The sequence below is a fragment of the Pseudoalteromonas sp. BZK2 genome (assembly GCF_014349195.1).
Lineage (GTDB): Bacteria > Pseudomonadota > Gammaproteobacteria > Enterobacterales > Alteromonadaceae > Pseudoalteromonas > Pseudoalteromonas simplex.
In genome coordinates, this window is the sequence record NZ_JACSOG010000053.1 from 1 (window position 1) to 23,070 (window position 23,070).

A 23,070-nucleotide genomic window follows, 5' to 3' on the forward strand; every position below is an offset into this window, starting at 1 on the left:
TGGCTCAACAGACCAACTGCCATCCGCTTGCACCGTCGCTGTCGCACTTTGTACATTACCGGCACTGTCAGTGATAGTAAGCAGCACTAAGCTGCCCACAGCCGCTCCGGTGGTTTGCCCACTGATGAGCGGTGTCACATCATTACTATCGGCCAAGGTATCAAGGCTAATCGTCGGTGCGGTAATGTCGATTTCACCAGTGGCACTATCGGTACCAGTATTACCTGCCGCATCTGAAACTTCTGCTTCAATAGTGTAATTACCCTCGGCAAGTACTTCAGTTGCAGCAACTGACCAGCTTCCGTCAGCACTAGTAATAGCAATTAAAGTTTGAATATTACCAGCACTGTCGGTAACCGTTAGTCTAACCTCAGTACCTGCAGGAACGCCTGAGCTTTGTCCTGAGAATACTGGGGTTGTATCATTTGTGATATTTTGAGGATCGATGAATACACTTGGTGCTGTGGTATCGATATTACCCGTTGCGGTGTCAGATCCTTGATTTCCTGCAGTATCTTGTACTGTAGCAACAACAGTAAATTCTCCTTCAGCAATTGCTACGCTAGGCTCAACAGACCAGCTGCCGTCCGCTTGAACAATCGCTGTCGCTGTTTGAACATTACCAGCACTATCGGTGATTTCTAAATTAACAAGTGTACCTGTTGCCACACCATTCGCTACACCACTGATCAGCGGTGTTACATCAGCACTATCTGACAATGGATCAACACTAATAGTAGGGGCTGTTAAATCAATTAAACCGGTTGCCGAGGTTGAAGCAGAGTTTCCAGCAACATCACTCACAGATGCTTCGACAGTGAAGCTTCCTTCAGCAATAATAACCTCAGCATCAACAGACCATGATCCATCAGCTAATGTGGTAGTAGTTAAAGTTTGGGTATTACCCGAACTATCTGTTATTAATAAAGTTACCTGCGTGCCTTGCGGTACACCTGTTGTTTGACCCGTTAGAGTAGGTGTAACGTCATTTGTATCAGCAATAGCATCAATGCTAATTGTAGGCGCAGATAAATCGATGATACCTAATTGAGAGTCGCTCGCTTCATTGCCTGCATTATCTACCACCTCAGCTAATACAGAATACTGTCCTTCAGCCAGCGCATTGCTAACTTCTGCTGACCATGAACCATCTTGCGAGATAACAACAGATGCTGTCTGAACGGCTCCTGCACTGTCAGTAATTGTGAGTGTTACGACACTACCAGCCGCCAAACCTGACGTCTGACCCGTAATGATCGGAGTTACATCGTTGCTATCTACTAAGGCATCAATACTGACTGTCGGCGCTGTTACATCAATTACGCCTTGAGCAGCAGCATCACTGGTCAAGCCATCAACTGTTACTGACGCATTAACAGTAAATGTGCCTTCACTTAAAGCTTGCTGTATCTCTACACTCCACTGACCATTCAGCACTGTTGCAGTAAGCTGTTGGCTGTTGTTATTACTGTCTTCAACAATTATAGTTATGACGCTGCCATTAGGGGCATCTGAGGTGCCACTTATAGCTGGCGTTGTGTCATTGGTTTCGTTGATTGCATCTATTGCAATGCTAGGCGCAGCACTATTTAAAATAAAGCTATTCGTTGCTTGGGCCTGATTGCCTGCAGCATCAGTTATTGACGCTGTAACATTGATGTTGCCATCGTCTAATTCTGCAGGCACATCCCCAGACCAACTGCCATCAGCATTAACGGTTGCGCTAAATTCATAGCTGTTAATACCATCTGAGACAACAACCGTAACGATACTACCCGCAGGCTCATTCGTTTGTCCGCTAATTGTAGGCGTTGTATCGTTGACCGTTCCCAAATTGTCAATCGTAATAATTGGAGCAGTGAGATCAACAACACCGTTTTGAGTGATTTGCGTTTGATTGCCAGATTCATCCTCTACACTTGCTGTCACCGTGAACGCCCCTTCAGCTAGAGGCGTATTAGGGCTGATTGACCAGCTTCCGTCCGCAGCCACAACCGCAGAAAGCGTTTGTACCACGCCATCGCTGTCAGTAACGTTGACAGTAACAATACTGCCTGCAGTGACATCAGTTGTGCCTGTGATCAACGGCGTACTGTCATTAGTCAAAGGATCAAAATCTAACGTTAATAAAGGATTAATTCCATCGAACGTACCAACTTCAGTATCCGTGCCTGTATTACCTGCATTATCAGTGATGCTGGCTGTTACAGTAAATTCCCCTTGCGACACTGCACTTGTAACAGGCACTGCCCAATTTCCATCAGCATCAACAGTTGTCGTATAGGTTTGGCTATTATTTTGAGAGTCGACAACAGTAACTGTTACTGTATTACCTGCCGTCGCTCCTTGTGAGCTGCCTGAAATTAAAGGCGTACTGTCATTGATAGCGCCTATAGTATCTATGCTAATAAGCGGTGCAGTCGTATCAACCACTGCGGTGATCGAATCATTTGCAGTATTACCAAATTGGTCGGTAACAGTGGCATCAATCGTAAACTCACCCTCTGCAAGTTCATCTGATACATTGATACTCCAATCTCCATTTGCATCAACTGTTGTTGTAAATGTTTGGCTTGGACCCGAAGCAGGAATAATCACCACCGTGACCACATCACCTGCTGTTGCATTTAATGTTGAACCTGAAATACTGGGTGTTGTGTCGTTTGTTTCGCCTAACGCATCAATTAAGATAGTTAAAGATGAACTATCCACCGTACCCGTTTCTGAATCCGAGGCTTGATTACCAGCTAAGTCAGATACCGTAGCGGTAACCGTGTATTGCCCATCAGCAAGGCTGCCTGGTACGTCTGCACTAAATACACCATTATCATTAGTGATTGCAGTAAACGTCTGACTATTGCCATTTGCATCTGTGACAACTAAAGTGACCGGTGTGCCTGCTGCAACGCCTTGCACTGTGCCTGAAATTGTAGGTGTGTTGTCAGCACTACTTCCTAAGTTATCAAGGCTTATAATTGGCGCGGTTAGATCAATGATCCCTGTCGTCGTATCTTGAGCTTGATTACCAGCAGGATCACTCACTGTTGCGGTAATTGTAAAATCACCCTCAGCCAACACTTGATTTGCACCAACTTGCCAGCTGCTATCTGCATTAACTGTGGTCGTCAGTATTTGCTGATTTCCATTACTATCAACGAGTATGATCGTAACAACCGAGCCAGCATCAACCCCTGATACAATACCTGAAATAATGGGTGTAACATCATTAGAATCGCTAAACTCATCAATTGTGATGGTAGGTGCTGTTAAATCAATCACACCCGTTTCAATGTCTTGTGCGCTATTTCCTGCTTCATCTTGAGTTTGCGCAACAACAGTGAACTCGCCTTCAGCTAGCTCTTGATCAATATTAATCGACCAGCTGCCATCGGCATTTGTAACAGTTGCAAATACTTGTGCACTCCCATTACTGTCGGTAACCGTGACTGTAACTGTGCTACCAGCATTTAACCCTTGTGTTGTGCCAGATATTGTCGGCGTGGTGTCATTACTATCAGCAATTGCATTAATATTAATAATTGGTGCAGTTAAATCTATTGTGCCAGTTGCTGTTGCTGAACTGGTGTTACCCGCTTCGTCGCTTGCGCTTGCAGTGACAGTATAATCTCCCTCAGCAAGCTCATTTAAAGTTTCGACTTGCCATACACCTTGTGCATTTGTGGTGGTTGTTATCGTTTGCACAACACCATTACTATCTGTAATGACTAACGTAACTGTCGTTCCTACTGGTACATCTGCAACAGATCCTGAAATTAGTGGAGTTGTGTCATTAGTATCATTTAAAGGATTGATTGAAATAGTAGGATCGGTTAAATCAATGACCCCTATTTCTGTTGCTGTCGCTGTATTACCCACTTCATCGGTTACTGTCGCGGTGACTGTGAATTGACCTTCAGCCAATGCAGTACTTGCTTCAACAGTCCAATTACCGTTTGCATCGGTAATAACTTGTAAAGTTTCAGTCGCTCCATCACTTCCTGTAAATGTAACAGTAACGACTGCGCCTGGTTCAACATCTTGTGTTGAACCAGATACACTTGGAGTCGTGTCATTAGTATCAATAATGAAATTAATACTGACTGTTAAATCTACATTACCAATCGCGGTTGCTTGTGCTTCATTGCCTTGAGGATCTAATACCGATGCGACAACTGTAAAATCTCCTTCAGGTAAAGGTTCTGTCAATTGAATAGACCAACTTCCATCAGCTTGAGTGATTGCGAGTAAATTAATAACCCGCCCATCACTTGCTGTAATTGTCAGCGAAATTGTCGTTCCAGTAGCTACGCCATCGGTTTGCCCACTCAGCAATGGTGTTGTGTCATTACTATCAGCAATAGAATCAATTGTGATTGAAATAGGAGAAAATGCGACGGTACCTGTCGTATTTGCAGATGCTGAGTTACCCGCAGCATCACTAACGGTAGCAATTGCCGTAAAACTGCCTTCAGGCAAAGGGCTTATTGCATCAACACTATAACTGCCATCAGCAAGAACAAGCGCCGTCAACGTTTGCGACTGACCATTACTATCAACAACTTGTATTGTAACTTCGGTGCCCTCTGGCACCCCTTCAACTCGCCCGACAAAGGTTGGCGTTGTATCATTTGTATTGGCAATAGCTGTTAACGTTATGTCAGGAGCCGTCAAGTCAACAACCCCTTGGGTGTCAGCTTGAGCTGTATTTCCGGCTGCATCAGTTACGGATGCACTTACGTCAAAAATCCCTTCTGCAAGATCTGCGACAACATCTAAACTCCAATTCCCATCAGCATCGGTTACCGTTGTTAATGTTTGAACTTGACCATTAATATCAGTGACAACAACGGTAACAAGTGTGCCTTGTTGAACACCAACAACATTACCACTGATATTTGGCGTAGTGTCCTGCGTATCATCAATTGGGGTGATACTAATCACAGGCGCTGTATTATCAATAACACCAGTGGTCGTTGCTTGCGCCTCATTTCCAGCAATATCAACGGCTGTTGCAGTTACAGTAAACTCACCTTCAACAAGTGCATCAGGCACATCAACGATCCAACTACCATCTTCGGCAACAATTGCAGTTACGGTTTGCACTGTATTATCTGCGCCAGTGATCACGACAGTGATTTCACTACCAACAGTGACTCCACTTACCGTTCCTGAAATAGTTGGCGTGGTATCATTTGTTTCGCCGATGGTGTCAATACTTATAACGGGAGCAGTCAGATCGACTAGACCATTTTCACTATCACTGCCTTCATTGCCAGCCTCATCAACTGCCGATGCAACGACCGTATAAAGCCCCTCAGCAAGTGCTTCAGTCGTAATACTCCAATTTCCTTGATCATCTACTTGCGTCGCTATTACTTGCACTTGTCCTGCGCTGTCTGTAACAGTGATAGTGACAGTATCACCACTGCTAATACCAGACACTGTGCCAGTAATTAGTACATTTTGAATCGCTGAATCAGTAAGTGTATCAATCGTTACAACTGGCGCGACAGTATCAATACTTGCGCCAATATTATCTGATACAGGGTCACCATTTGGATCAAGAGCAACCACATCGACAGTGATTGGACCATCAGGTAATGGGTCAAGTGGTGGGGTTACAAAAGTACCATCTGGTTGGACTACAACAGTCACAACTTGGGTATTACCATTCGCGTCGGTTACTGTCACCGTGACCGTTTGTCCTACTAGGTTTTCAGATGTACCTGATATAACTGGTTGTGGATTATTAGTAAGACCTAATTCATTGACACTCAATGTTGCAATTAACTCATCACCAGGTACAACACCATCGGTTGTATCTCTAGGAGAGAAAATGCCAGTGTTATCAGCGTTAAAGCTGTCATCAAATGCTAAACTAGATGGGTCGATACCTTCAGCGATACGTGCTAGCTCTACAAACGAGGTGCCTCCGCCAGATGCAGCACCACCGCCTCCACCAGCAGCAGTCGCCTCTAAATTATCTAAAATGTCTCCCCCCCCTTCAAGCGCATCTAAAAAATCACTGATATCAGTGCCTGTTTGTTGCTCTGGGGTTGGTTGATTGGGTTGATTTAAACTTGCAATGGCTTCGTCGATACTATCATCGAAAAGGGTATTCTCTGAGTTATCTTGCGTCTCTTTTGCTAGCAAGTCAGGGGTTATAGTCACTGATTTATTGGCAGGGATCGCCAACGACTCTCCTTGCACATCAATTAATATGGTCGAGTTATCTGCGGTAACAACAGTATCACCTACCGTTATCACATCGCCAACTGAGAGGGCTTTTATAGAACCATCCGCTTGCACTAAGCCTGCAGAACCTTGTACATCAATAACCAGTAATTGATTTGCGTCCATTTGCTTTTCCTCAAACTATGAGTAATACATTTGTATAACTTAAGCTTAGCCAGCAAGTAACACTTTGTTACTGGACTATGGTACAGGTGAACACTAAAAAACAGCACTATTTAACTAATATTCGAATAAACAAAACAATTAATAAAAAACTAAAAGCAACACAAAAGTATCATTTGCAGTATTTGAAATTGTTGGCTAAACCTTAACTTAGCGTGAATAAAGTTTAGTCTAAAAAGAGGATCATATGGCTATAAGCAAGCAGTTCACTAGCAAAAAGCTCAGCGCTTTACTTATTTTAATGTTTGCAGCGAATGGAAGTGTATTCGACGCACAAGCAGAACAAACCTCTGTAATGCCTTTGCATTATGTATCTGATAAAGCAATTTCATCTAACCCAGAAGTACAACAAGCTTGGCATGCATTTAAAGCATCAATGTATGGCATTGATGCTGCTCGTTCAGGTTATTTACCAACCGTCGATGTATCAGCGAGTGCAGGTTATGAAAAACGTAACTACGGTATTGAAGATGAATACAACCGCAATACCGCAGAGCTCACATTAGGGCAAATGCTATACGATGGTTTTAGAACATCGAACACAGTTAAGCGCTTTGAACGAATTCAACTGATACGTTATTTTGAACTACTTGATCAAGCTGAAAAGATTGCACTTCAGGCAAGTATTGCTTACCTAGATGTGCAAAAGTTCACTGAGTTAGTTGAGCTTGCTGAAAATAACTTAAAAGAGCACGAGGCTGTCTATCAGCAAATAGAGCAAAGCGTTGGTGCTGGTGTTGCTAGAGCAGCAGATCTTGAACAAATTAATGGTCGCCTCTCGCTTGCGCAATCGAATGTTATGACAGAGTATGCAAACTTGCATGATGTAAGTGCTCGCTATTTACGCATTGTTGGAGAGCTGCCAACAAAAGGAACTGCAAAAGCAAGACTAAGTGATGATGCAATTCCCATCACCATCAATCAAGCACTTGATATAGCTTACAAAAGCAGCCCTAACTTTTACGCGTCTCTGTATAATATCGAAGCGCAAAAAGCGAATGCTGATTCACAACGCTCCGCATTTCATCCTAATGTAGATTTATCTGCACGCTACGGAATGCAAGATAGAGATGAGTTAGGTTTAAATGAAACTCGCTCTGAGGCAAGAGTTGGTATAGATATTCGCTACAATTTATACAATGGTGGCTTAGACAGTGCGAATCTTGATCAAGCCTATCAAGAGATTAATGTTGCTAAATATCAGCGCGACCAAACCTGTATTGAAATCAGACAAAACCTTCAAGTTGCTTATAACAATGTGCAGGTTTTACAAAATAAGATCCCTTCTCTTGCTAGTCATAAAGAGTCATCTAATAAAGTAAAATATGCCTATAAAGACCAGTTTGATATTGGCCAAAGAACGTTACTTGATGTGCTTGACGCTGAAAATGAAGCATTTCAATCAAATCGTTCTTATATCGCAGCTCTATATGACAGACAGTCAGCTATTTTAACTATGCTTGCGGAGATGGGGAAATTACTCGACACGCTCAACGTTACATCCGACAAGTTTCCAAAAATTACAGAGTTAACTGATGACCCAATTGCATTAAATGCAGACAGTATTTGTCCAAAATTTGATGTAGCTGCAACGATTGGCAGACAAGCATTCTTGCAGAAAAAAAAACAGCAAGATAATGCATATATGACAGTAACCGCTATGCCTAGCTACTTAACTATGCCGGCAACTCCTGTCGAAACAGCTACGACATTTGCCGATGATGATAATGATGGTATCGCAAATGCGCAAGATGAATGCCCATCTACGCCTGCATTTACGGAGGTTGATGAAAAAGGCTGCACAAAGTATCGAAGCAACACGAGTAATGTAGAGATTGGCATTCCTTTTCTCGCAGACTCAAGTGTTGTGCGCCCTCAGTATATGCAGGAAATAGCTCGACTTGCTGATTTCTTAAAAGAACACCCCAACAAAAATGTTGAAATTCAAGGGCATGCTTCCCTTGAAGGACCAGCCCTTCACAATAGAAAGCTCTCTGAAGAACGCGCATCTTCGGTTGCTGAGATATTAATCCAGCAATACGGTATTGCCCCAAACAGAGTGAAATCGCTTGGTTATGGTGTTGATCAACCAAGAATAAATGAGATTTCAGTTAGAGCAAATGCTGCAAATCGTCGCATTGAAGCAGTGATAACCGACGCAGGTAGCCGCCCAGCAGTCATGAAAGATGGCTGGTCGTAAAGCTCATGGTGAATTTGATACCAATTCGCTTAATTTAGTATTTTTGCGCATTGGTATAAGTATGGATATTGTATGCAAGAAACTGATGCTCAAGATCATGGTGGCAGCCTTGTTGACTGTCTAGAAACCCTATGCCGCTATCATGATCGAGAATTTTCTCGTGAAACATTATTAAGCGGTTTACCCCTTGAGAACGGCTTATTGACTCCGTCAGGTTTTTCACGTGCCGCTAAACGTATAGGCTTTAAAACTAAAATTGTTCACAAACCCCTATGCGACCTTAATACAGCTTTGTTACCTGCGGTGTTAATCCTAAAAGGTAATAAAGCCTGTGTAATTACTGAGCTTGATATCGAAAACGACAGCGCTGAGGTCATCTACCCTGAACTAAATGACTCCGCCGTTAAAATCAGTATTACAAAACTTGCTGATAGCAGCACAGCAATGGTTATTTATGCACAGCCCGAATTCGCTTTTGACGCACGCTCCCCTGTACTACAAAAATTAGCTAAAGATGGCTGGTTTTGGGGAGTCATCAAAGAGTGCCGAAGTTTATATAAAGATGTAGTCGTTTCTGCCATCGCATTAGGCGTATTATCAATTGCGATGCCACTTTTTGTTATGAATGTGTATGACCGAGTTGTACCCAATCATGCAGTAGAAACCCTATGGGTGCTGGCAAGCGGTGTTTTAATTGCACTCACCGCAGATTTTATTTTACGGTTAGTTCGAAGTTACTTTGTGGAGCTGGCAGCAAGTCGTATTGATGTCAAAGTTTCAGCTGTCATTATGGAACGCGTACTTGGCATGAAACTAAAAAACCGCCCCGCTTCTGCAGGTTCGTTTGCAAGTAATATTCAATCATTTGAAGCGGTCAGAGGCTTCTTTAGCTCTATGACCCTTATTGCGCTTGTCGATTTACCTTTTGTTTTACTCTATTTAATCGTAATCGCGATCATTGGCGTCGAATTAAGTTTACCAATAATCGTCGGGGCTTTGATATTACTCTGTTACGCATTAGCAGCCCACCGAAAGCTTGAAAGCCTCTCAGAGCAAACAATGAAAGCAAGCTCTATGCGCAATGCAATTTTAGTTGAAAGCTTAACTAATATTGAAGATGTAAAAAGCTTTCATAGTGAGTGTAAAACTCAGTCCAATTGGGAGAAATCAACAATTTACATTGCTCGCGTTAACGCGCAAAGCCGCTTAATTTCATCTTCTATCAGCAATGCAGGTTCATGGGTTCAGCAATGTGTTGGGGTCATAATTATGATGGTTGGCGTACATCTCATTATTTCCGGTGACCTCACTCAAGGAGGGCTCATTGCAGCCTACTTACTTTCGTCGCGCACTATGGCTCCAATTACCCAATCTGCTGCTGTGCTAGCTCAGTTTCATCATGCCGCAATTGCAATGCATTCACTCAATGAAATTATGGATAATGAAGTTGAACGCCCAGCCGGCAAGCACTGGCTAAGTCACCCTGTACTACTGGGTGATATTGAATTTAATGATGTTCGGTTTAAGTACTCTCAAGAAAGCAATGAAGCATTAAGTGGTGTTAGCTTTAAAATAAAGTCTGGTGAAAAAGTAGCGATTCTTGGTCGCAATGGCTCTGGTAAAAGCACAATTGAAAAATTAATTCTCGGCCTCTATGAACCAACTTCTGGCAGTATCTTAATAGATAATAATGATATCCATCAGATCGATCCTGCCGAGTTACGACATAACATTGGCTATGTACCACAAACAATTTCTTTATTTTTTGGCACCCTTAAAGACAATATCACCCTTAGTGCATGGCATGCTAAAGACGAGCAAATTTTATCTGCGTGTCAACAAAGCCAATTATTTGAGTTAATAAACTCACACCCAGATGGTTTTGACCTACAAGTGGGTGAACAAGGCCGGCTACTTTCTGGCGGGCAGCGCCAAGCTGTTGGGATTGCACGTGCGCTTCTGAACAATCCGCCCATCTTACTGATGGATGAACCCACATCAGCACTTGATCACAATAGCGAAAGTAAAATTATTAACAATATCAAGCGCAACTGCCAAGAGAAGACCCTAATTGTCGTCACTCACAGAACCTCATTACTCGAGCTGGTAGACCGCATCATTGTACTTGATAACGGCAAAGTGGTTGCTGATGGCCCCAAGGCACAGGTGTTATCGGCTTTAAATAACCATACAGTAGGAAAAGTATCATGAGTAATAAAAACTTACCTATTGAACAACGCTCATTTGAGCATCTAAACAAGGTGCTGGAAAAGCAAAAAGCAAAACGTCCCTCTATTTTCTCTAAGCTTTTTTCCGGTTGGTTATCACCGCCAAATAGTCAAGACTGGGTCGTTGACGCACAATGGGAAAAAATGCAGCAACAACCAGCAAGTGCCCGATTACTGCTTTACATTATCTGTATCAGTATTGTTGCGCTTATTGTTTGGTCAGGATTTGCTCACCTTGATGAAGTAGCCAGAGGAGAAGGCCGTGTAATCCCATCTCACAAATTGCAAATAGTGCAGTCGTACGATGGCGGTATGGTCGAGCAGATATTTGTACGTGAAGGACAAGTTGTTAATGCAGGTGATGTTTTAATAAAAATTGATCCCACACGGTTTATTTCTTCATTTAGAGAAAACCAAGCTAAGGTACTGTCTTTGACTGCTAAAGTTGAGCGATTAAGGGCACTTACGCAAAAAAAACCTCTGCTATTTGCTGCCAGCTTGATAGAGCAAGCACCGGACGCGGTTCTACATGAACAAGCTATTTTTGAAAGCAGTAACAAAGAACTGGAGCAACAGGTTACCATTCATAAACGCCAATTAGAGCAGCGTCGACAAGATTATGCCGAAGCTAGGGCTGCATTACAGCAACACACAAATTCATTGAGTTTAGCTAACCGAGAGTTAGCAGTAACTCGCCCCCTACTTCGCACAGGTGCGGTATCAGACATAGATATAATTCGCTTAGAGCGCCAAATTGTTGAACATACAGGTGAAATAAATCGAACAAAAGCGGCAATAAATCGTAGCCTATCAGCTATAAATGAAGCAAAAAACAAAGTCGCCGAAGTTGAGCTTGCCATGATAAATCGCTGGAGTAATGAGCTATCAGAAGCCTTACTCAGGCTTGATGCAATGAAAGAAACTGAGTCTGGACTTGCTGATAAAGTTGCACAAACGGAGATCCGCTCCCCCGTCAATGGAACGGTTCAACGCCTATTAGTCAACACAGTTGGCGGAGTACTCCAACCTGGCAGCGACGCAATTGAAATTATTCCACTCGATGATCAATTGGTTGTTGAAGCTAAAATTCTACCTAAAGACATTGCTTTTTTACGCCCAGGTCAAGCTGCAATGATTAAATTTAGTGCTTATGATTTTGCGATCTATGGCGGCTTAGAGGCTGAAGTTACTCATATCAGCGCTGATACGATTACAGATGACAGAGACAATACATTTTACTTAGTGCAGCTTAAAACAAATCGTAATCACTTTGCAGACAACCTAACCATCATTCCGGGAATGACTACACAAGTCGATATTATTACCGGTAAAAAAACGGTTCTTGAGTATTTATTCAAACCAATTTTGCGTGCAACGTCGCTGGCAATGAGTGAACGCTAGCGGGCTTTTTAATGGAGTAATCATGCGTCGCAGTATTTTTATTACACAAGATGACTTGCAATCGCCTCACTGGTTAAGTGCATTTCCAAATTGCGTAATTCAGACAGCCTGCCCTAAGAAATTATTAGCAGACACATTAGTCTGGTTACTTGCAGACTCTGCGGATTGGCAAGTGCAGCTACAAAAATTAACCGCACAACGACTACCCGTGATTGTGATGACAACTCAGCTGGATATTCAACAACTGTGTGATGCACTGCAACTTGGTGCACGCGGATACATTGAAGCATTTGCAAACAAAACTGTCATCGAACAAGTTGCTGAAACCGTTAACGCCGGTGGAATTTGGCTTCCTGGGCAATTACTTTCAAACTTGGTTGGCGTGTTATCAGGACAAGCAATTAACTATCCGCATCAATGTGATCTGAGTTCTCTCACCAAGCGTGAAAAACAGGTTGTTGATGAAGTTATAAAAGGTGCAACCAACAAACAAGTCGCGCAAGTTTTAAATATTACTGAGCGCACTGTCAAAGAGCACATGAGCTCAATTTTTCATAAATTAAAGGTACGCGATCGAATGCAATTAATGCTTGCTGTGAAGGGTCATTAAACTGACTCTTCAACCGCAACAACACCATCAAAACCAAGCCCTTTTAAGGTTGATTGATCACTTGGGTTTTTAACCCCTTCAGCAACAACCTTAATCCCTAGCGAGTGAGCTAATGAGCATACCCCTCTCAAAAAGCTTTGGTTTGAGTCATTAAAACTAATGTTATGACAATAAACGCTATCTACCTTTATCATCTCAAGGCCAAGCTCTTGGATTTTAGTTAATTTTGTAAACTCAGCCCCAACGCGTTTTAACGCAACTTTTGCACCTATGCTATGCACCTGACTGCAAAAACGCCTGAATAACGGTAAATCTTTAATGGCAGTGTTTGCCCGTACCTCAAAGCAAATTCGCTTAGCAAGTTCAGGGTAAGCACACAATCCTGTCAAAATTGACGCTACGGCCATATCATCATGTAAGGTACCTGCTGAGAGCTCCATCCCCAGCAAGGCACCGTCTGTTAACTCACCATATTGCTTAATCATCAATTTCATTAGGCTCCAATCAAGCCGCGCTAGTAATTGAAGTTTGTGCGCCCATTGATAGTAAAATCCTATTCCGTACTTCTCTCCTTTGAGCAATAAACTCAGTGAAATTTGTTGTTGTAGAAGAACGTCGCTGAACGAGGTAACGGGATATAATGCAATTTCTAGTTGGTTTTCTTTTAATGCTAATTCTATCGTTTCTCGCCAAAAATTAAGGTCATCATTTCTAAGCTCAGCAGTACCATCTACAGTAAAGTGGGCATTACAACCAGGCTTTGAAATCGCCACTTTTAATAAGCTATCAACCCGCTTTAACAGCGCTCCTCGCGTATCGTTGGTAGTAACTAAACTGCAACTATGAGATACAGCAAGATCCACCTGTGCGTACTGAGCAACTAATTGCTGATGAGACTGCAAAATATTGTCACTCAACAGTGTTAGATCACTCACATCAGAAAACAACACCAAAAAGTCAACATGCGACATTCGCGCAATATGGCTCTCTCTAAAGCTATCTTCATTTGACTCTAGAAATGCAACTAACGACTGCGAGAAAAGACGTAAAAACTCGACCATCTCTACACGTCCAACTTGCTCTGTTAGCTCGTCAAGATTAACCACCCTAAAAAGGAATAATGCGCCATGCCCTTGTGTATTATCTAAAAAGGTATCTAAGGTCGCATTAAAATACTCACGATTTGCAAGCCCAGTCAGGTCATCGTGCTGGCTCTTAAAACGCATTTCTTCAAGCCTTTGACGGTCCTCTTTCACGATGCGGCTAAAACGTGTAGATAGTAAGTTCATTGAAGAAACTAATTTGGCAAACTCGTATGTTCTAGGCACCTTTGATTTAATAAAGCGCTTTTCTCCTAACGCTATTGCTTGGCGCATTACATCGCTCAAAGGGCTTAAAATTTTCGATAAGAAGTAAGCGCTGGCTATACAAGCAACAACTGCAACAGCAAGAAAGCTAAAAAACAAATGCACCGAACTTTGCCAAAGCGCATCTTGTGTATGTTGACTATGACTTTCAACATATAAAGTACCATATTGCTGCCAACCATCACTGACAAGCGCAATGCCGGGTGCTACTTCAAGAGAATACAAATGGCGGAACCAGCTCGGTGCATCAAGCACTAACTCGCCCTTAAATGCACGTTTTATAATAGTCTCGCCATTCGGATCTTTTAATTCAATACGTTGGTAATAACCTGTATCAAACGACGCCGAAAGAAGCAGTTCGATTTCCACCGGGTCCTTATCCATTTGACTCAACATTAGCGCTAATGAATTTGCATTATCTACATTTTTCATTTTAAGTTCGGCTGTAAAATAGTCTTTTGCCGAACTTGTACTAATTAGCAAACTGCTAATAAAGCCAATAATGATCACCACTAAAATGGCAATCCATAACTCTTGTTTCAAAGTAATGGTTTTTTTGCGTTTAAACGCTTTAATTACATTCACCATTTAACTCCTTCTTTACGAGTTTGCTCTAAAATATGTCGCCAACGTGATAGCCTCGCTGTCGGATCGGCTACGCTTTGTGCTGAATTGTTAGCCCAAAGGCCCTTACTGTTAAAGCTGAAAACAGGACTAAGATCGGTGCGCTTTGCAGCAGGCAACACTTTTACGATTAAGCTGTCTAAAATAAGTGGTTGTGCATTGGGTTGACTGTAATAACCCAACACCATGTGGGCTTGGGTCTTCCTAGTTCCAGGTAATTGCGCTTTAACATAAATCAATCGAAGTTTGGTATCGCTTATACCCAAAGCGCGTAAGCTGACGTACTTAGCAATAGCGTAATCTTCACAATCACCAAGCCCTGTTCCCATTGTTTCTAGTGGGGTTGCCCAATAATCATTTTGTTTCCATAGCTGAATATCAGTTTGATAACGTAAACTACGCGCAAAAAAATCATTAACGACCAAAATTTGCTGTTGTTCTGGAAGATTTTGAGCATGCTGCAACATGCCTTGCCATTGCCTTGCGACAGTAACTCGCGTGGCGCCGTAGCGTTGCTGCATTTGTTGAATAAAGGTTGAGAACTCGATCACTAAGCGCTCAGCTAAAGCACCGCTAGTGACGCAAAATAGAATGACAATTGAAGAAGATAAAAAGCGGTAACGCCCAATAAAACGACAAGCAAAGATACAAGCCTTAGATAACATAAGGCATGCCTTGAAGATATTCAGCTTGAATGTAATCGTGTGTGTTACCCATTATGCTTTAATAAAAAAATATGATTTTTAAAGCATAGCACCCAAGCTGAAACTATGAGAATTTAAGCGCTAATAATACGTTACTTTTTTTACCTGTCGAGGTTTTACTTCGCCGATGTATAAATCGTGGACACGCTTCATATCGAGCTGCAATTCAGTTGCATAGGTATCGCCTACTGCATAAGTCTTGATCACCTGTGCACCTTTGATCACACCTTGTACTTGGCTTTGTAATTGATCATTATGGGCGATACTGTTTTGCACTGTGGTACCTGCGGAAATTTTTTGCCCGTAAACTTGCTCAGCAAGCTCTCGATACGCTTCAAGCTTTGAGGCTTTAATCGCAAGAAGGGTACGCTGCGATTCATTATTACCAGGTTGAGCACTAATAGGCGCATAACCCACGGCTTTTAGCACTGGGTAGCTATCTGGCTCAATGTAAGTGTATTCTACATGTTTATCAAAAATACTACTGCAGCCGGTTAATGCTGCGCAGGCAACCAGCCCGCCGAATAATAATGCTCGCATGATTTATTTCCGCTTAAAACTCTTTGGCTACAAATATGCACGTTTAATGCCACTGTGGTACAGTCCTTGCTCGTTAAGGTTATTCATTGGTTTTAATGCTAGGTGTCAGCATGAAAAATAAAACAAGAGCCAACTTTAAGTGGTTCGCTTTAGCCTTTACAATTTTGTTTTCTAACAATAGCTTAGCGCAGTGGTTTGAATCTACAGGTCATGCTGTTATAAAAAATGGCGATACGAGCCAAGCCAAATCTGCCGCTATTAAAGACGCCATAACTCAGGCGTTAGTGTTTTCTGGCGCTCGAGTTAGCTCAGTACAAACCCTCGTTGACGGGGTTTTGACGCAAGATCAGCTAAAAATAAGCAGCCACGGTGAAATCCAAAAAATAGAACTGATCAGCGAAGACCGCCATAACGACACCTATGCTATAACGCTTCGCTTAGATATTTTTGCTCAAGCAGAAGAATGCCCAGCAAACCAATACACTAAATTTATTGCCGTGACACAAAGCCAACTGGCCAACCGCGAGCAAGCGCGCATGGGCCAAATTTTTGACGTAAACAAAGCTATTAGCGAACACCTCTATGCCAGCTTAAACAATACGCAAATGGCTGCAAAGCCAACAGCCTATTACAATATCCCACTGCGAGTAGATCATTTTTTCACTCAGCAATACGATTACAGTAATGCGCTACTTGAAGAGATCACTAGTCGCAGTAACTCGCAATATGTATTACTGAGCCGTATTCGTGACTTATCGGTTAACCATAAGATCAACAACGATTATGCGTTTTGGCAGGATGATAGTTTCAAGCGTGCATACAAAGTAGATTACGTATTATTTGATGGCACCACTTACGAAAAGCTCTGGCAAAAAAGCTACCAAACAGAAGGCATTTGGCCGTATAAAAAGACTGAGATCATCGATGTATATAGCGACCGATTTTGGGCAACTGACTATGGCCAAGCTATCAGCGATATAAACCAAACCTTAACCTATGACTTACAAGCAGCCATGGCCTGCTTACCCACGCAAGGAAAAATACTGCATATCGAAAACGATAGGCTAATCATCAACTTGGGTAAGGCGCACGGGATTGAGCAAGGGCAAATTTTAAATATTGCCCATCATAATTACCTAACGGATGCTCAGGGTAATAAGCTTCCGCATAAAATCACCACACTTAACCAGGTAAAAGTAACTCAGCTTTATCAGCAATCAGCGGTAGCCATAAGTATTGATCAGCAACCACTACCAAACATTCAAATAAACGATATTGTTGAATTAGCTACTAGCGAGTAAATGAGCTTGTAGTCCCTTATGAGCATTTAGCCACTCGGCTAATTGCTCAACGCCTGCTATATGTGGGTAATGCTTACGGGTTGCAATAACAACTTGGCGCTGCTGATTTGGTGTAATTGCTAAGTACTTTACTCCTTCACGTGGTGTACAAGCAAGCTTAGGAACAAAAGTTAACCCATCATCCATTGCCACCAGCGCGAGTAAGGTTTCAATACTATTGCCTTTATATTGATTTGACACCTCAACCCCTGCTGAAAAGCAAAATTGTTCTGCTTGATCTTTAAAGCAATGCCCTTCATTTAGCATCAATAAATCACAACCTTGTAATTGAGCCAGCGCAACCTCAGGATGTTTTGCTAATGCATGTTGTTCAGAAACCGCTACTAAAAAATCTTCTTTATAAAGCGGTGACACATGATAAGGCGCTAAATCAGCCACATCAGCAACAATGGCAATATCAATCTCACCATTATCAAGCGCTACAAGCGTTTGTGCTGTTTGCATTTCTATAAATGAAAACTGAGTTTCACTAAAGGCTTGCTTCATCGATGTTAGCAGCGTTGGCAGTAAATAAGGCGCAATGGTAGGAATAATACCGACATTTATTTTACCTTTAAGTGGGTCGTGTGAGCTGGTAGCTATTTCTTTAAGTACCTGTGTTTGCTCTAAAATAACTGTGATCTGTTTAAGTAGTTGCTCACCTTGCACAGTCAACGTAACCTGCTTAGTTGAACGGTCAAAAATAACAACACCCAACTCTTGCTCAAGCTTTTTGACCTGACCACTCAATGTAGGCTGGCTGACATAGCACGCATCGGCAGCTTTTCTGAAGTGCTTATATTGTGCAACCGCTTTTACGTATTCAAAGTCTTTTAAATTCATATCACACCATCAATAGCTTTTACCTATCACAATAATACAAACAAACGATTGGAGCTATCATAAATTAAATTGCATAATGGCACTCAACAAATCAAGAGGAATCAAAACAATGTTAAACAATATCGAAGGCCAAAGAGTACCAAACGTTACATTCGCAACGCGTGTAGACGAGCAGTGGAAATCAATAACCACTGACGAAATTTTTAAAGGTAAAACGGTTGTGCTCTTTGCATTACCTGGTGCATTTACACCAACATGCTCATCAACTCACTTACCACGTTATAACGAGCTTGCAGCTGTATTTAAACAAAACGGCGTTGATGACATTGTTTGTATTTCTGTAAACGATACATTCGTAATGAATGCATGGGCGCAAAACCAAGAAGCGCAAAACATTACTCTATTACCAGATGGTAACGGTGAGTTTACCGACGGTATGGGTATGCTCGTTGATAAAAACGACTTAGGTTTTGGTAAACGCAGCTGGCGTTATTCTATGCTGGTAAAAGATGGCGTTATCGAAAAAATGTTTATCGAGCCACAAAAGCCTGGCGACCCGTTTGAAGTATCTGATGCAGATACCATGCTTGAATACATTAACCCAGCACAGGTAAAACCAGAATCAGTGAGCATTATTACTAAACCTAACTGCCCGTTCTGTACCAAAGCTAAAGCGCTACTAGACGAAAAAGGTTATGTGTACGAAGAAATTGTATTAGGTCAACACGCTTCACTAACGAGTTTAAAAGCGATTTCAGGTCGTGAGACAGTGCCGCAAGTATTTATAGGCGGTGAGCACATTGGTGGCTCTGACGATTTAGAAAAACACTTTGCATAATTTTCAAGTTGGGGCTGCTCGTTGCAGCCCTTTATTATTTTAAAACCTCAACCCATTGATTAAATTATAAATTATACAACTGGTCTGCTCTCGCCATCACCCATATTTATATTCAAAATACCAACACCTTAGTTACCAAATTGTTACATAAAGCCAAGAATAAACTTAAAATGTCTGCAGCTACATTTACTCAAACCGTAACGAATTTAAGATGAATTAAGTGGAATATACAATGAAAAAACTATTACAAGGACTGATCCTATCCTTGCTATGTTTCGGTGGCCAAGCTCATGCTGCGTCAACTGGTACTATCGATTTACTCACCCATCCTGTTGGCATTATCTGCCTTGTTATTTTTATCTTTGCTTATGTGCTCGTCATACTCGAAGAAAAAATTCACTTACGCAAATCAAAACCCGTATTAGTTGCAGCCGGGATTATTTGGACCCTTATTGCTTGGCAATACAGTGCACAAAACTTATCTGATCTTAGCACCGACGCATTTCGTCATGCCTTGTTAGAATTTTCGGAGTTAATGCTATTTTTGCTCGTTGCGATGACCTACATTAACGCCCTAGAAGAACGCCGTTTATTTGATGGTCTAAGAAGCTGGCTAGTTGCGAGGGGCTTTAGTTACAAACAATTATTTTGGATAACCGGTGTACTGGCATTTTGTATTTCACCTGTAGCCGATAACTTAACAACCGCCCTACTTTTATGTGCTGTGGTAATGAAAGTTGCAGCAAATGATAACCGCTTTATTGCTATGTCATGCGTAAATATAGTGATTGCCGCTAATGCCGGCGGCGCATTCAGCCCATTTGGTGACATCACGACACTGATGGTTTGGCAAGCCGATGTTGTTGCCTTTACCGAGTTCTTTGTTTTATTTCTGCCAGCTTTAGTCAGCTATATTATTCCTGCCTTTGTTATGTCTTTATTTATCAATAACCGTCACCCGGATACGGCCGATGAAGATATTGAACTTAAACGCGGTGCGCTTCGCATATTGTGCTTATTCTTACTGACAATTTTAACCGCCGTGGTGCTAAAAACCGCCTTTGGTCTACCGCCGGTTGTGGGCATGATGATGGGCCTTGGCTATTTACAGTTTTTTGGTTACTTCTTACGCGTGACACTCCCCGGCTCTCTTGCCAGAAAGCGTGCGATGGCAGAGCGTGAAGGTGATAAAGAGCGCTTATCTCGCTTAGGTAACGTTGTTCCTTTTGATGTATTTAGCCGTGTATCGAGAGCCGAGTGGGACACGCTCTTGTTCTTCTATGGCATCGTTATTTGTGTTGGTGGCTTAGGGTTTATCGGCTACTTAGCGCTACTTTCTGATTTACTTTATAACAACTGGTCTGCCACCGGTGCGAACATTATTCTTGGTTTAATGTCAGCGGTAGTAGATAACATTCCAGTGATGTTTGCAGTGCTGCAAATGATGCCTGATATGTCGCACGGTCAATGGTTGCTTATCACGCTAACAGCCGGAATTGGTGGTAGCCTGTTATCAATTGGCTCCGCGGCAGGGGTTGCACTAATGGGTCAAGCGCGAGGGATCTACACCTTTAATAGCCACTTAAAATGGTCGCCGGTCATTTTACTCGGTTACTTTGCTGGAGTATTAACTCATTTATACCTCAATACAGCCTACTTCGGCTAAGACTTAATAAAGTAAAAACCCTTATCACTTTGAGGGTTTTTACTTTAAATATTTCACAATGAGCAGTTTATAAACAACAGCGTCGTAATAAGCTGTGTTTTTGTCGTAAAAAGTCAAGATTAAGGCAGGCACTTTACTTTAGTCTAATAATTCACAAATAAGGTGAGTTGAGGACACACATATGAGCCAAATGAATTCTGTTGCCATGCAAAATGGCAAGTTGCATGTAAAACAAATTGATATCCCTACACCCGGACCCGGCCAAGTACTTGTAAAAAGCCTAGCTTGCGGTATTTGCGGTTCTGATATTCATATAACCCGCCACACAAGCGATGTATTCGATATCTATAAAAACCTTGGCATCATGGCTAAAGAGGCAGGCGATGACCAAGAAGTATTATTAGGCCATGAGTACGCGGCAGAAATCGTTAGCTATGGCCCCAATACTAAAGGCGAATTAGCTAAAGGCACCCGCGTAACTTCAGTGCCAATTTTACTTTCTGCGGGCGGCGCTGGCGTAGGTGTAACCCCTGGGCTATATGGTGCCTACTCTGAATACTTTATTGTTGATGAAGCCTTGCTATTACCTATTCCTGATGCTGTTCCATCAGAAGCAGCAGCCATTACAGAACCACTTGCTGTTGGCCTGCACGCAGTGAACCGTGCACAAATGAATAATGATGATGTTGCCATTGTGGTTGGCTGTGGCCCAATTGGCCTTGCCGCGATTGCCGCGTTAAAGCTTCAAGGCGTAAAACACATCGTTGCCTCTGATCCACAAGAAAGTAAAAAACAAATTGCCCTTGAATTTGGCGCCACAGTATATGTTAACCCTATGGCGGATGATGAAGTTGCTACAGCCGCAGCACTTGCGGGTAACAACAAGGTGGTTATTTTTGAATGTGCTGGTGTAAGCCGCTTATTAAACGATTACATTTTACGTGCGCCAGCAAAAGCAAAAATCATTGTAACTGGTGTACATACCGCGCCACTAAACGTTAACTTTGCTTATGCCACAGTGAAAGAGTTAGACCTTATTTTCTCTTATTACTACCAACCAAAAGAGTTTGCACAATCACTTGAGAACATCGCGTCAGGCAAAATTGCATGGCAAAAAATGCGTACTGGTAAAGTCGGCATCGACGGCGTACAAGGTGCATTTGATACCTTATTTAAACCAAACGACCATATCAAAATCATCATTGAACCATGGCGCACAGGCGAGCTTGAAAAAGTAACGGGTTAATTTTAATGAGGCTATTAAAAAAATAATAGCCTCATTTTAGAGCTAAAATCTATAAGCGTTCAACCTACTATCAAAAACTAAGCCATCAGTCTCCTCACCTCTACCGCCATTTAAAACAGTTGTAAAAAATGATTTAACTACATCATTTGTCTTTTCATAGAACAGGCCATGGGTTTTTCCAACATTTGGGCCGCCAGTAAAGTCAAAATAAAAAGCATTTGAAGCGACCAAATTCCTAGCAGTTCTTCCTAACCGATCTTTTTGAAAATTCGCATCAGACCATTTTAGGACCCAATCATTTTCATTGATCGTAATATAAACTCGTTTTCCAGCTTCTATGTTATTTACCCAATGTTGATGACCTGCGTTATCAACATCAGCTTGGCACAATACAACGTTATCAAACATTCTTGTTTCAGCTTCGTATAAAGCGTTGATAACGTAATTCTGAAACAAATAATTCCCCAAACTGTATGTCATAAAGGTAAATTTAATATCACATGCCTCAAGGGCCTCTTTATTGAACGGCTCTTTCATGTAATGACCTAGCTTTTCCAACGTAGCATCCAAAGCACCAACTGACGCCTGTGCATTTCTCTTAGCGCTTCGGTATTCTTTTGTCTTAAAACCTCCAGGATTAGAGGGCCAAGAAAAAACAACAACCTCAACCCCATGCTCTTTTTCTAATGCTAATGACTTTTCTAAGTTCTTATAAAAGCTTTGATTAAAGCCATGTACAAAAAAAACGCAGTTTTTACCTGAAGAAGTGAGCCGTTCACGAACTTCTGCAAATGCTTTTTTAGAGGGAATATTATTCTCTGTGATTTTAGATGGCTCAGTGACTAGTCGCACTTGCCATACTCCCTCTACTTTATCTGCATAAGCGAGCCTAACTTCATTAGGTCCTTTAGCGTTTGCGTAGTCACCAAAAGCATTGTGATCGCCTACGCCATTTTTAAAGTTTGATTTATTTATATTTCTATTCGTAATAATCAACATATCAATATCCTTATTCTGTTTTTAGCCATAGGAAGTAGTTAGAACCT

14 protein-coding genes are annotated in these 23,070 nt (G+C 42.0%); 8 read left to right on the plus strand and 6 right to left on the minus strand.

The genetic code is table 11. The features are described 5' to 3' along the window. Positions 1-6,360, minus strand: a 6,360-nt coding sequence (locus tag BIZ38_RS20345) for a retention module-containing protein (protein WP_187491157.1), incomplete at its 3' end; no start/stop codon positions are given. A 244-nt stretch (positions 6,361-6,604) separates the two neighbouring features. Here BIZ38_RS20345 and BIZ38_RS20350 point away from each other — a divergent pair. From BIZ38_RS20350 to BIZ38_RS20365, 4 genes are all read left to right on the plus strand, one after another. Next, a complete protein-coding gene (locus BIZ38_RS20350) occupies positions 6,605-8,617 on the plus strand; it encodes a TolC family outer membrane protein (RefSeq protein WP_228290594.1) in 2,013 nt (670 codons plus the stop codon). Positions 8,618-8,689: 72 nt separating this feature from the next. Continuing rightward, positions 8,690-10,828: a type I secretion system permease/ATPase gene (locus tag BIZ38_RS20355; protein WP_166341760.1), complete on the plus strand. Its 2,139-nt coding sequence runs from the start codon at positions 8,690-8,692 to the stop codon at positions 10,826-10,828. Continuing rightward, positions 10,825-12,246 (plus strand): HlyD family type I secretion periplasmic adaptor subunit, encoded by a 1,422-nt coding sequence (locus tag BIZ38_RS20360; RefSeq protein WP_187491158.1) that lies wholly within the window; start codon positions 10,825-10,827, stop codon positions 12,244-12,246. The genes BIZ38_RS20355 and BIZ38_RS20360 overlap by 4 nt, the downstream gene beginning before the upstream one ends. A gap of 22 nt (positions 12,247-12,268) precedes the next feature. Continuing rightward, entirely contained in the window at positions 12,269-12,856 is a 588-nt protein-coding gene (locus BIZ38_RS20365) for a LuxR C-terminal-related transcriptional regulator (RefSeq protein ID WP_054554374.1), read from the plus strand. Here the strand turns inward: BIZ38_RS20365 and BIZ38_RS20370 are convergent. From BIZ38_RS20370 to BIZ38_RS20380, 3 genes are all read right to left on the minus strand, one after another. Beyond that, the gene (locus BIZ38_RS20370; protein ID WP_054554373.1) at positions 12,853-14,811 is read right to left on the minus strand and encodes a LapD/MoxY N-terminal periplasmic domain-containing protein; all 1,959 of its coding nucleotides are present in this window, start codon (positions 14,809-14,811) and stop codon (positions 12,853-12,855) included. The genes BIZ38_RS20365 and BIZ38_RS20370 overlap by 4 nt on opposite strands. Continuing rightward, on the minus strand, positions 14,805-15,512 hold the full coding sequence (locus BIZ38_RS20375; RefSeq protein ID WP_082389319.1) for a transglutaminase-like cysteine peptidase: 708 nt from the start codon (positions 15,510-15,512) through the stop codon (positions 14,805-14,807). Before BIZ38_RS20375 ends, BIZ38_RS20370 begins: the two co-directional genes overlap by 7 nt. Before the next feature lie 120 nt (positions 15,513-15,632). Beyond that, entirely contained in the window at positions 15,633-16,091 is a 459-nt protein-coding gene (locus BIZ38_RS20380) for an LPP20 family lipoprotein (protein WP_054554372.1), read from the minus strand. Positions 16,092-16,201: 110 nt separating this feature from the next. On the opposite strand from BIZ38_RS20380, the gene BIZ38_RS20385 reads away from it, so the two are divergent. Next, complete coding sequence (locus tag BIZ38_RS20385; protein WP_054554371.1) at positions 16,202-17,392, plus strand: flagellar assembly protein FlgT; 1,191 nt, start codon at positions 16,202-16,204, stop codon at positions 17,390-17,392. On the opposite strand, the gene BIZ38_RS20390 is transcribed toward BIZ38_RS20385, so the two are convergent. Next, positions 17,375-18,274, minus strand: a complete 900-nt coding sequence (locus tag BIZ38_RS20390; RefSeq protein WP_187491159.1) for a LysR substrate-binding domain-containing protein — start codon at positions 18,272-18,274, stop codon at positions 17,375-17,377. The two genes, BIZ38_RS20385 and BIZ38_RS20390, sit on opposite strands and share 18 nt — an antisense overlap. Positions 18,275-18,383: 109 nt before the next feature. Between BIZ38_RS20390 and BIZ38_RS20395 the strand changes: the two genes are divergently transcribed. From BIZ38_RS20395 to BIZ38_RS20405, 3 genes are all read left to right on the plus strand, one after another. Further along, a complete protein-coding gene (locus BIZ38_RS20395) occupies positions 18,384-19,112 on the plus strand; it encodes a glutathione peroxidase (RefSeq protein ID WP_187491160.1) in 729 nt (242 codons plus the stop codon). Between the two features lie 232 nt (positions 19,113-19,344). Beyond that, the gene (gene nhaD, locus BIZ38_RS20400) at positions 19,345-20,778 is read left to right on the plus strand and encodes a sodium:proton antiporter NhaD (RefSeq protein WP_187491161.1); all 1,434 of its coding nucleotides are present in this window, start codon (positions 19,345-19,347) and stop codon (positions 20,776-20,778) included. A 181-nt stretch (positions 20,779-20,959) separates the two neighbouring features. Further along, positions 20,960-22,024 (plus strand): zinc-binding dehydrogenase, encoded by a 1,065-nt coding sequence (locus tag BIZ38_RS20405; protein WP_187491162.1) that lies wholly within the window; start codon positions 20,960-20,962, stop codon positions 22,022-22,024. A gap of 42 nt (positions 22,025-22,066) precedes the next feature. Here the strand turns inward: BIZ38_RS20405 and BIZ38_RS20410 are convergent, their stop codons facing one another. Next, a complete protein-coding gene (locus BIZ38_RS20410; protein WP_166341774.1) occupies positions 22,067-23,023 on the minus strand; it encodes an alpha/beta hydrolase in 957 nt (318 codons plus the stop codon). Between the last annotated feature and the right edge of the window lie 47 nt (positions 23,024-23,070).

What these genes read in the sequence shown, in the direction of transcription:
- BIZ38_RS20350 (WP_228290594.1), top strand. Translation starts at nt 6,605, where the DNA reads ATGGCTATAAGCAAGCAGTTCACTAGCAAAAAGCTCAGCGCTTTACTT.
- BIZ38_RS20355 (WP_166341760.1), top strand. Translation starts at nt 8,690, where the DNA reads ATGCAAGAAACTGATGCTCAAGATCATGGTGGCAGCCTTGTTGACTGT.
- BIZ38_RS20360 (WP_187491158.1), top strand. Translation starts at nt 10,825, where the DNA reads ATGAGTAATAAAAACTTACCTATTGAACAACGCTCATTTGAGCATCTA.
- BIZ38_RS20365 (WP_054554374.1), top strand. Translation starts at nt 12,269, where the DNA reads ATGCGTCGCAGTATTTTTATTACACAAGATGACTTGCAATCGCCTCAC.
- BIZ38_RS20370 (WP_054554373.1), bottom strand. Translation starts at nt 14,811, where the DNA reads ATGGTGAATGTAATTAAAGCGTTTAAACGCAAAAAAACCATTACTTTG.
- BIZ38_RS20375 (WP_082389319.1), bottom strand. Translation starts at nt 15,512, where the DNA reads ATGTTATCTAAGGCTTGTATCTTTGCTTGTCGTTTTATTGGGCGTTAC.
- BIZ38_RS20380 (WP_054554372.1), bottom strand. Translation starts at nt 16,091, where the DNA reads ATGCGAGCATTATTATTCGGCGGGCTGGTTGCCTGCGCAGCATTAACC.
- BIZ38_RS20385 (WP_054554371.1), top strand. Translation starts at nt 16,202, where the DNA reads ATGAAAAATAAAACAAGAGCCAACTTTAAGTGGTTCGCTTTAGCCTTT.
- BIZ38_RS20390 (WP_187491159.1), bottom strand. Translation starts at nt 18,274, where the DNA reads ATGAATTTAAAAGACTTTGAATACGTAAAAGCGGTTGCACAATATAAG.
- BIZ38_RS20395 (WP_187491160.1), top strand. Translation starts at nt 18,384, where the DNA reads ATGTTAAACAATATCGAAGGCCAAAGAGTACCAAACGTTACATTCGCA.
- nhaD (WP_187491161.1), top strand. Translation starts at nt 19,345, where the DNA reads ATGAAAAAACTATTACAAGGACTGATCCTATCCTTGCTATGTTTCGGT.
- BIZ38_RS20405 (WP_187491162.1), top strand. Translation starts at nt 20,960, where the DNA reads ATGAGCCAAATGAATTCTGTTGCCATGCAAAATGGCAAGTTGCATGTA.
- BIZ38_RS20410 (WP_166341774.1), bottom strand. Translation starts at nt 23,023, where the DNA reads ATGTTGATTATTACGAATAGAAATATAAATAAATCAAACTTTAAAAAT.